Source organism: Phyllobacterium sp. 01N428 (genome assembly GCF_056399405.1).
This window is the reverse complement of record NZ_JBFTRH010000008.1, coordinates 251,943-262,401: the sequence shown is the minus strand read 5'-3', so window position 1 is coordinate 262,401 and position 10,459 is coordinate 251,943. Positions and strand designations below refer to the sequence as shown.

The following is a 10,459-nucleotide window of genomic DNA, read 5'->3' as shown; positions in this document are numbered from 1 at the left end:
GAAGTTCTGGGTGTTCCGACTGATATCGGCCAGGGTTGCTGATTTTCCCGCAAGGGTTGGGTTCGCACCCTACACCTCAAAAAGCCGGATTGAGGAGTGCTGCGGGTCGATATTCGAAGAAACTGTGCGGCGAATTGCTTCCGATGTTTATTTTTGATGCTGGTCTAGCTCATTTGCTCTATTAAACTAATGGATCATGGAGAAATGTAATGAGCCTAATCCGCCTAATCATCTACCTGGCCTTGTCGATTGCGACGATTTCGGGCGCGTCTGCTGGCTCACTTGCCAAGCCTGATGGCAAGCCTATTCTGGTTATTTCCGGGAAAATTGAAAACACAAACAAGGGTTCCACGGCCGAATTCGACCGTGCGATGCTGGAAGCTATCGGCTTGCAGACCATTGAAACGACAACGCCTTGGTATGACAAGCGCGTACGCTTCGAGGGTGTGCCGCTCGACAAGCTGATGGAACTGGTCGGCGCCACCGGAACGAAAGTGACCGCCGTTGCGCTCAACGACTATGTGACGACGATCCCGCTGGATGATTTCAAGAAATTCAAGGTCGTGCTCGCCCTCAAGCGCGATGGAGAATATATGCCGGTCCGCGATAAGGGTCCGTTGTTTATTGTCTATCCTTACGAAAGCGATCCGCAGCTGCAAAGTCAGACTTATTACACACGATCCGCGTGGCAGGTGGCCAAACTGATCATCGAGTAGAGACGCAGTGAAACGGTTTCTAGGGATCATTATCTGTTGCTTTGTCGTGGCGACGGCCTACATCGCCTATGTCATTGCGGAGCGCCAAACTGCGCTGCAGAAGTTTGCCCGCTATAATGACTCCTGGGCCATCGGACAGACTGTCTCCGAATATATGAGGCTCGAACATCGAGTGGCGGCCTATGCCATGGGTATGGACGACGCCGATCGCGATGAGGTTCGCCTCCGACTTGATATCATGATCGGTCGGTTACAGCTGCTCAAGCAGGGTAGTCTCCATAGCTTTATCGAGGATGACACGCAGCGCCGCGAACTGCTGTCAGAGCTGACCAAGGTGCTCGATGTGCTTGATCAGCGGTTCGAGACCCTCGATACCGAGGGCCTCAAAGCGACGCTGAGAACCATGACCGCCCTCGATGCGTCGATGACAGCGCTTGCATCCACCGCGGTTGAATATGATGTCGGTCTGATAGACGCCGCCCAGGCGGAATTGCGACAGCTCCATCTGATCTATACGGGCCTTGCGGGTGGGCTCATACTCTGCGGGGTGGGGCTCGTTGTTCTCCTTTTGCGCCACAACAGCCTTCTTGACGGTGCTCACCGCAAGATGAAGGACCTGACAGACAATCTCCGCGAGGCTTCAGGTGAATTGAAGCTGCAGAACTACCGGCTGAAACATGTGGCCCACCATGACGCCCTGACCGGACTTCCCAATCGTGTGCTGTTCCGGCAGGATCTGGAAAACCGGTTGAAAACAGCGACAGCCGGTGGACCAACCGCTGTGATCTTTCTCCTTGACCTCGACGGCTTCAAGGATGTGAACGATACGCTGGGCCACGACGTCGGTGATGGCCTGCTCCAGGGTGTGGCAAGCCGCCTTACAAAGCTTGGTGGCGAAGGCGACCTCGTCTGCCGGTTGGGCGGAGATGAGTTCGCCATCCTGACCGCGGGGCTGAACGAGCAGCAGGCTTTTGATTTTGCCCGCGATGTCATGGATGAAATCAGCTTTCCCTATCTTGTCAGCGAGCGTGAGATAAAGATTGGCACCTGTGTCGGCGTTGCCCTGTCGGTGATCGGGTCCGGTACTGACGAATTGTTCAAACAGGCAGACCTTGCGCTCTACGAAGCAAAGTCTCTCGGCTCCGGGCATGCGTGTGTCTTCCAGTCACAGATGCAAACAAGACTGACGGAAAAGAAGTCGTTCGAAGCCGATCTCAAACAGGCGCTGCGGAAGGGCGAACTTGAGATATTCTACCAACCGCAAGTCAACACGATTACCCGTGAGATTTGTGGCTATGAAGCCCTCCTGCGGTGGTTTCATCCGATACGTGGGCAAGTTCCCCCATCCGAATTCATCCCGGTGGCAGAAAACATCGGGTTGATCCATGAATTGGGTGATTGGGTCTTAAGGACGGCCTGCACGGAAGCCGCCCGTTGGCCACGTTCACTCAAAGTCGCGGTCAACCTGTCGCCGGTTCAGTTTCGCAGCCGAAATCTCATTCAGAGCGTCGTCACCATCGTCACTCAGAGCGGCCTCGACCCGGACCGGCTCGAGCTGGAGATTACCGAGTCCGTTCTCCTTGACAAGAATGAACAGACGCTCGAGACCTTGACGCAACTAAAGGCAGTCGGCATCCAGATTGCGATGGACGATTTTGGCACGGGATATTCCTCGCTTGGCAGTCTCAGGAGCTTCCCCTTCGACAAGATCAAGATCGATCGTTCTTTCATCCGCGACGTCACCACCCGGGCAGATGCCTTCGCCATCGTGGAACTGGTGACGGGCGTTGGACGAAGCCTGGGGATGACGACAATAGCGGAAGGTATTGAGACCGAGGAGCAGTTCGCTTGCGTCAAACAGGTTGGATGCGAACAGGTGCAAGGCTTCTTGATCGGCAGGCCCGTACCCGCGACGCAACTGGACCATCTCCGCCAGGCCAGCAATGGCGTAAGCTTGGCTGAATATGAAGGTCTTGTTGATGTGAAGGCAGTGTCGGGCAGGGGTAGCTAGCCGCTTGGCAACGCCTGCCATCCTCAGGCAACAAGGGAGTTTGAGTTCGAATTGCTGACCGTCCACGGAATTACGGTGCCACTGGCATCAGATGAAGTATCACCCGTTATCTGGCAGGCGCTTACCAGCGGATGCTACGAGGCAAAGGAAGCCAAGTGGGTGTTCAAGGCCGTCAGGGCGAATGACCGGGTGCTGGAGTTGGGGGCAGGGATCGGAGTGATCACTTCGCTGATCGCAAAGATTTCAGGTGTCCAGGTGTGGTCGTTTGAAGCAAATCCATCGACAGCAGCACTTGCTCAACGCGTGATCAGTGCGAACAGCGTCGGCAACGTGGTTTTGTCCCAAGGATTGCTGGCAGCGGGCGAACCGCACACCATCCCGTTCTATGTTCGAAAGGATCTCTGGATGTCTTCCATGGATAAAAACCAGGGTCCTTACGAACGCGAAATATCGCTGACTTCAACGAATATCGATGATTTCATCGCGCACCACGCCATCAACGTTCTCGTCATGGATATTGAGGGCGCAGAACAAGATTTGCTTTGCAAGTCTGAGCTTGCCGGCATTGATCGGGTCTTTCTTGAACTGCACGATCATCTCTACGGATTGTCGGGCATCCGTGAGATCACGCAGGCGCTCGCCGCAAAAGGCTTCGCTTATGACCCGCGGGGATCCTATGGCGCTTGTGTGCTATTCGCAAAAGAGCAGGGCCTGCGAGATTACGAACCGGAGGCGTTGTGAAGGGTAAGAAAGAAGCGAGACACTTGTGTTCCGACCTCTCCTGACATGAACGTGCCGTCGGGCGTGCTACGATCGCGCGACTGCGTTGAAGTAAAGTGGAGACGTCATGGCCAGGATCAATCGCCGCGCTTTCTTTCTCAATTCCGGCGGTGCAATCATCGCCTCGACGGTTGCGGGTCCGGTGCCCGCCACCGCATCGAGAGACCGGAATCTGCCATTGTCCCGCGATCTGCAGGCGCTGATCGCGGCGCACAAGGCCATGTACGCGGCATTCCAAAAAATCGTGAGAAGCAGCCGCGACCACGAAAGTGCCAGCCGAGCTGAAGAAAAGGCGCTGCTGGCTGTCTGCGCCTATCCTGCGGTTGGCAAAGCGGATCGTAAGGCCAAGGCTCGATATCTTTTGGAAATCGAGGCGCGAGGCGAACTGGACCTGGCTGAGCACACGCAGGCGCTTCTCCGCTCGACGATGTGGGAAGATAAAATCGGCTAGGCTTCCTTCCTGATGCAGCTCGCCCATCCCGAACGGCAGTTGATATCGACTGTGGGTCGCACGCCGCTTACAATTCCGGGACGACCCGGGTGTGGAACAATCCCGGCGGGGTGGCGTTGGCGAACTTTCAACAGGAGGTTCGCTATGTCCATCGGTCACGAAGATAAAACAGGAAGAAGCAGTCCCACCAGCTTTGGCCAGTCCGTGGAGAGCCAAGCGCAAATTGCCGATGCCGAAAGCCGGTCCTCGTCAGAAGTTGGAAGTGGCGAGGCGCTCAACGTTTACCGACTGGTTCCCACCGCGTCGGCGGATGATCCGCGATGGCAAAACTCGCCCTATCAGGGCGAAGTAACGGTCGCTGCCCGAACAACAGGCGACGCCAGGATTGTCGCTGCGGGCGGCGAACTTGACTTCATGGAGATCGACGCGGCGCCGGCCGACGATGTTACCACCATAAATGCAAGCGCCTTCCGAGACGACAAACTCTATTCGGTCATCGAAATAGAGCGCGATCGAACCGACCTTGCGCGCGGAATTATCAGTGGAAACATTAGAATAGACAACGTCAAACCGGTTCAAATCTAGAAAGAGGCACCTGCCGCGATCCTCAGCGCGAAGGTGACACTGCCCCAGTCGTGTGGAGCATGGCCTAGATCCTTGGGGCAACGAATATCTGAAACATCAGCCTAAAGTGGGGCCCAGCAGCCGTGCAACCAAGACAGCACTGGCCCAAAAGTTCCGCAATGGCGAAAAAATAAACTGCCCTCGCGCCGTGTGACAGCGCGGAACTTCGCGCTGATCTATGGGTTAGTTCTTGCATGATCGCCGATCATAAAAAGGAGAAACCATGAAACGTATCGCACTTGCGCTTGGCGCACTTTCCATTCTTTCGGCAGCTTATGCCCAGGACACAACAACAAAGCCGGACGCGCAGACGCCGGCGGTTGCAACGCCGGACACAAACAATCCTGCGGCTCCCGTTCCAGGCGCAAACAGCTTCACCGAAGGTCAGGCCAAGGAACGCATCGAAGGGCAAGGTTACACCGATGTTAGTGGCCTGACGAAGGGCGAGGACGGGATCTGGACTGGTACTGCCATGAAGGACGGAAAGTCGGTCGAGGTAAAGCTCGACTTCCAGGGCAATATCACAGCATCCGCCAAATAAAGATATCAAGGGAGAATCCTAATGACGATAGTTACTGGACTGTTTGACGATTATGATGATGCGCGTGCGGCCGTAAACGCCCTGGAAGATGCGGGTGTCGCGTCTTCAGACATAAGCATCGTGCGCCGCGGCGGCGCGGGTGATGGTGAAAGCAATGCGGGCGAAGGTGCGGCGGCCGGCGCAGGCGTGGGCGCTGTTGTAGGCGGTGCCGGTGGCCTTCTTGCCGGTCTTGGAATGCTTGCCATTCCGGGCGTTGGACCCGTGGTGGCGGCCGGATGGCTTGCTGCAACGGCAGCCGGTGCAGCAGCAGGCGCAGTTGCGGGCGGCGCCGCGGGCGGAATCATCGGCTCGATGACAGGCGCTGGTGTCAGTGAGGAAGATGCCCACGTCTACGCCGAGGGCGTTCGCCGAGGCGGGACGCTCGTCACGGTCCAGGCCGAAGAGAGCCAGACCGACCTCGTCCGCTCGATCCTTGACGACAACACTCCGGTCGATGTCAACGCGCGCCGCGCAATGTATCGTGAAGAGGGTTGGCAGGGGTTTGACGAACGTAACCCGGATCTTACGGAAGAAGAGCTCGTCCGCGAACGCGAGCGAGCGCGTGAATACCGCCCGCTCTGATGAACGCATGAATTTTGAGCGCTCCCCCGGCATCGTCGGGGGAGCGTCTTTGCACTTGGGGAAAGTCGGGCGCAACGGAACTTCCCGCTGCTTCGTCGGTTCCTATCTAAATGAAAAGGATGTCGTCATGGACAATGATACGACGAAAGCTCCGGTTCAGGAGACTGCCAACGAGGCCCGTCAGGGACCGCCCGGTCGCCCGGTTCTCAAGATTCTCATCGGGGGCCTGCTCCTTGCCATCGTTGCTTGGGGCGCTGCGGAATTGTACGGCCGAACCACCGATAACACGCCAAAAGCTGACAACAGCACGACCGCATCGCCATCAGCTCCGGCGACAAACGAGCCCACGGTAAACACTCCGGCGCAGACCAATCCCACGCCGCAGACGGGTTCGGGAGGCGATCAACAGCCGGCCAAACCGAATGGAACGCAGTAGTCAAACGATTGCCTCAGGGAGATCGTGATGGTGGACAATAATATCGCCGTCGCCCGCGCGAGTTACGACGCCTATGTGGCGAAGGACAGAGACGCTATGGAGCGCCTCGTCGCAGAGGATTTTCATTTCACCAGTCCGCTCGACAACGGCATCGACCGGCAGACCTATTTTGAGCGCTGCTGGCCGACGAGTTATAGCATAGAGGCATTTAGCTTCATCCACCTTGTGGCGCAAGGCAACGAGGTATTCGTCACCTATGAGGGCAAACGGTCTGATGGGCACAGGTTTCGCAATACCGAGATACTGACAATCCGCGATGGCAAGATTGCCGCGGTTGAAGTCTATTTCGGCTGGTCGCTGCCGCACGATGCCAAACCGGGAGGCTTCGTCAATCCGAAATAGCATAGCAAAAGGTCAGGCCTGCCGCCTGGCTGCATGATACTGATTGTATATAATTTCGAGCCGCGTGGAACGATTGGCGCGCCATGACGTTATTGGCTCTCAGACAGCGCAGGGGGCGCACTTCTCTATTCCGCCCTTCATTCAATTGCTACGCTAGGGAGCGAGTGCAATTGCGTGTGCTTATTGGATGGCAAAGGGAACGAAGCAAAGCATGGTTGCACCCACGACTTCGAAAAAAGCGCGCACGGGCGTACCGGGACTGGATGACATTTTGTCGGGTGGCTTGAGCGAAGGGCGGGTTTTCTTGCTCGAAGGCAATCCGGGCACAGGCAAGACGACCATAGCCTTGCGCTTTCTGCTCGAAGGGGCTGCGGCGGGCGAGAAAGGCCTCTACGTCACATTGTCCGAAACCGAGGACGAACTTCGGGAGGGTGCTCTCTCCCACGGCTTGATTATCGATGAAAATATCGACGTTTACGAACTGGTACCCCCCGAAAGCCTGTTGGACGCCGATCAACAGCAAAGTCTGCTATATTCATCCGACCTTGAACTTGGGGAAACGACAAAGGCAATCTTCGAGACTTTCGAGCGCCTCCAGCCGAAGCGCGTTGTTCTCGACAGCCTTTCGGAAATCCGCCTGCTGGCGCAAGGTTCGCTGCGCTATCGTCGGCAGATACTGGCGCTGAAGCACTATTTCGCCAAGCGTAACGCAACGGTCCTGCTGCTCGATGATCTGACCTCTGACGTGCTCGACAAGACGGTGCACAGCGTCGTCCACGGCGTCATCAAGCTTGAAGAATTGGCACCGAACTATGGTTCCGAGCGCCGGCGTCTGCGCATTGTCAAATATCGCGGTCAGGCGTTTCGCGGTGGCTATCACGATTTCATCATTCAAACGGGAGGCGTCGTCGCCTTTCCGCGCCTCGTCGCTCTCGAACATCGCAAACAGTTTACACGCGACCGCCTCTCGAGCGGCATCGGAGAGTTAGACGATCTTCTCGGCGGCGGGCTCGAGCGGGGATCGAGTTGCCTCGTTCTCGGTCCTGCCGGAACGGGCAAGACCACCTTTGGGCTGCAATTCGTGGTTTCTGCGATCCGGCGCGGCGAGAAAGCGGCAATCTTCGTCTTTGATGAAGAGTTGGGCCTTCTCTTCGATCGCACCCGCGCCATTGGCATAGACCTCGAAAAAATGCGCGACGAAGGCTACCTTCACATCGAGCAGGTGGACGCAGCGGAACTTTCGCCGGGTGAATTTGCACATAGGGTGAGGGAGCGCGTCGATAGCGCCAACCTAAGGACCGTGATCATCGACAGCCTCAACGGCTATCAGGCATCGATGCCCGAGGAAAACGCCCTGGTCCTGCACATGCACGAATTGCTGCAATATCTGAACCGCCAGGGTACGACCACCATTCTCACGGTGGCGCAGCACGGGCTTGTCGGCGACATGAAGGCGCCCGTCGACGTTACGTACCTTGCTGATACGGTAGTGCTGCTTCGCTATTTTGAGGCGCGCGGCAAGGTGCGGCGAGCGGTCTCTGTCATAAAGAAACGCACTGGAAATCATGAGGATACCATCCGCGAATTCCGGATAACGAAAAATGGCCTTTCTCTCGGCCAGCCTCTTGATGAATTCCAAGGTGTTTTGCGCGGCGTTCCCACATTCGTCGGCAAGGCCGAACCGCTGCTGGCGTTGGGCGTAGTGGATGAAAATTCTTAACGATCATGTCACTCGGGCGCTTATACACGCTCCGATGGGCCGCGACGCGGCTGTTGCTGCGGCCATTCTCGCGGAAGCGTCAATTGCGTCAGAGGTTTGTCCGAGCCTCGACGTGCTGACCTCCCTACTTGGCGAGAGCGCCAGCTTTGTGGTGATTACCGAGGAAGCCATAAGGAACGCCGACCTGAAGCCGCTCGCGGCATGGGTTGAAGTTCAGCCGAGTTGGTCGGATCTGCCGTTCATAATCGTGACGCATCGCGGCGGCGGTCCTGAGCGCAATCCAGCGGCCGCGCGCTTGTCCGAGGTTCTCGGCAACGTGACGTTTCTCGAGCGTCCGTTTCATGCCACCACCTTTGTCAGTGTCGCCAAGACGGCGCTCAAGGCGCGCGGGCGGCAATATGAGGCCCTCAGCCGCCTCGAAGAACTTCGCGAGGGCGAAGAGCGCCTGCAAACGGCGCTTCTCGCCGGCAATCTCGGCACGTGGGAACTCGATTTTACCAACAACGGACTGATCACATCCGATGTGTTCAGGGGCATCTTCGGTCGAAGCGGCGATCAGGCACTGACTTATGACGATCTCATTGCGAGCATCGATCCTGACGACAGGCAACGTGTCCTCACGGCCATTGCGACGACGAAAGGCACCGGACGCGATTTCCAGGTCGAACACCGAACGGTGTGGCCGGACGGCAGCGCCCACTGGGCCGACGCAAGGGCACGCGTCGTTTCCGACAGGCTCGGCCAGCCCGAGCGACTGGTCGGGGTATGTTCCGATATCACCAATAGAAAAATTGCCGAGGCCGAACTTGTCCAGCTGAACGAGACTCTCGAGGATCGGGTTTTCAAGCGAACGCGTGAACTCGAACAAGCTCACCGCACGCTGCTTGACGAAATCCGCCAGCGCGAGGTCGCCGAAGACCAGTTGCGGCAAGCGCAAAAGATGGAAGCGATCGGCCAGTTGACCGGCGGCGTTGCGCACGATTTCAACAATCTGCTGATGGCGGTGCTGGGCAATCTCGACCTGTTGCGCAAGTCGGTTGCCGACAATTCAAAGGCGGCGCGGCTTGTCGACGGCGCTTTGCAAGGGGCGCAACGAGGCGCCGCCCTGACGCAGCGTCTGCTTGCCTTCGCGCGCCGTCAGGACCTGCAGCTCGAACCCACCGATTTGGTGGCGCTTGTCGGCGGCATGCACGACCTCCTCGCGAAATCCGTCGGGAACGGAGTTCACATCAGCTACGACGTTCCCGATGCCCTGCCGCCGGTGCTCGCCGATGCCAACCAGATCGAGCTTGCGCTGCTCAACCTCGTGGTCAACTCACGCGACGCGATGTCGGATGGCGGCGCCGTCGTCGTCAGCCTCAGGCGTGCCGACATCGCTGCGACAACCGATGACCTCGGTGCCGGCGACTATATCATTCTGGGCGTCAGCGATACTGGTCTGGGCATGGCGCCGGAAACGCTGAAGCGCGCGATTGACCCGTTTTTTTCAACCAAGGAACTCGGCAAGGGAACAGGACTGGGCCTTTCCATGATTCACGGCCTTGCTCTCCAACTCAAGGGCGCGCTCCGTATGACAAGTCGGCTCGGTAAAGGGACCACCGCAGAACTTTGGCTACCGGTTACCGGTGCCGTGAAGCAAGCAGAACCTGTCAGTGAAGAGGCCAGCACCGCCGGCAGCGGCGTCAGGGCGCGCATACTGGTTGTCGATGACGACGCTCTGATCGCCATGAGCACCGTGGACATGCTTGAGGACCTCGGCCACGAGGTCTACGAGGCGAATTCCGGCGCCGATGCGCTGAAATTCCTCGAAAGTGGCAAGGAAATCGACCTTTTGATCACAGACTACTCCATGCCGCACATGACCGGTGCTGAACTTGCGGAAAGCGCATTGTCGCTAAATCCGCAGCTGCCGATCCTTGTTGCAACCGGCTATGCGGACCTGCCGCCCGGTTCGGGAATTGATCTGCCGCGGCTTGGCAAACCGTATACGCAAGCGGAACTTGCATCACAGATCGCCAAGGCGCTCGCGAAATGAGGCGGCAGGAGGGATCGGCATGAGAGCGCGGGGAACAACCTTTCACACCTCTGCGTTAGTGCGTTTTGCAGGGGAGTTGCAAAGATTTAACGTCCTTAGCCATGCAATTGATCAACGCCTGG

At 57.5% G+C, this 10,459-nt stretch carries 11 protein-coding genes; all 11 read left to right on the top strand.

The window, feature by feature from the left end:
- The first annotated feature begins 209 nt into the window (after positions 1 to 209).
- The 11 genes from AC1DNI_RS19600 to AC1DNI_RS19550 all read left to right on the top strand — a co-directional run bounded on the left by AC1DNI_RS19600 (position 210) and on the right by AC1DNI_RS19550 (position 10,337).
- A complete protein-coding gene (locus AC1DNI_RS19600) occupies positions 210 to 716 on the top strand; it encodes a putative pterin-binding protein (protein WP_027232744.1) in 507 nt (168 codons plus the stop codon).
- Positions 717 to 723: 7 nt separating this feature from the next.
- A complete protein-coding gene (locus AC1DNI_RS19595; RefSeq protein ID WP_477693082.1) occupies positions 724 to 2,727 on the top strand; it encodes a putative bifunctional diguanylate cyclase/phosphodiesterase in 2,004 nt (667 codons plus the stop codon).
- A gap of 51 nt (positions 2,728 to 2,778) precedes the next feature.
- Positions 2,779 to 3,468, top strand: coding sequence for an FkbM family methyltransferase (locus tag AC1DNI_RS19590; RefSeq protein ID WP_174208389.1), 690 nt, complete (start codon positions 2,779 to 2,781; stop codon positions 3,466 to 3,468).
- Positions 3,469 to 3,574: 106 nt separating this feature from the next.
- On the top strand, positions 3,575 to 3,958 hold the full coding sequence (locus AC1DNI_RS19585) for a hypothetical protein (protein ID WP_477693081.1): 384 nt from the start codon (positions 3,575 to 3,577) through the stop codon (positions 3,956 to 3,958).
- Between the two features lie 144 nt (positions 3,959 to 4,102).
- The gene (locus AC1DNI_RS19580) at positions 4,103 to 4,543 is read left to right on the top strand and encodes a hypothetical protein (RefSeq protein WP_477693080.1); all 441 of its coding nucleotides are present in this window, start codon (positions 4,103 to 4,105) and stop codon (positions 4,541 to 4,543) included.
- 262 nt (positions 4,544 to 4,805) lie between these two features.
- Positions 4,806 to 5,123, top strand: a complete 318-nt coding sequence (locus AC1DNI_RS19575) for a PepSY domain-containing protein (protein ID WP_027232748.1) — start codon at positions 4,806 to 4,808, stop codon at positions 5,121 to 5,123.
- A 21-nt stretch (positions 5,124 to 5,144) separates the two neighbouring features.
- A complete protein-coding gene (locus AC1DNI_RS19570; protein WP_027232749.1) occupies positions 5,145 to 5,744 on the top strand; it encodes a hypothetical protein in 600 nt (199 codons plus the stop codon).
- Between the two features lie 127 nt (positions 5,745 to 5,871).
- Positions 5,872 to 6,180, top strand: a complete 309-nt coding sequence (locus AC1DNI_RS19565) for a hypothetical protein (RefSeq protein ID WP_477693079.1) — start codon at positions 5,872 to 5,874, stop codon at positions 6,178 to 6,180.
- A gap of 27 nt (positions 6,181 to 6,207) precedes the next feature.
- Positions 6,208 to 6,582 carry a nuclear transport factor 2 family protein gene (locus AC1DNI_RS19560; protein WP_477693078.1) on the top strand — a complete coding sequence of 125 codons (375 nt, stop codon included), beginning with the start codon at positions 6,208 to 6,210 and terminating at the stop codon, positions 6,580 to 6,582.
- 211 nt (positions 6,583 to 6,793) lie between these two features.
- Positions 6,794 to 8,302 (top strand): ATPase domain-containing protein, encoded by a 1,509-nt coding sequence (locus AC1DNI_RS19555; protein WP_477693077.1) that lies wholly within the window; start codon positions 6,794 to 6,796, stop codon positions 8,300 to 8,302.
- The gene (locus tag AC1DNI_RS19550; RefSeq protein ID WP_477693076.1) at positions 8,289 to 10,337 is read left to right on the top strand and encodes an ATP-binding protein; all 2,049 of its coding nucleotides are present in this window, start codon (positions 8,289 to 8,291) and stop codon (positions 10,335 to 10,337) included. Before AC1DNI_RS19555 ends, AC1DNI_RS19550 begins: the two co-directional genes overlap by 14 nt.
- The last annotated feature ends 122 nt before the right edge of the window (positions 10,338 to 10,459 follow it).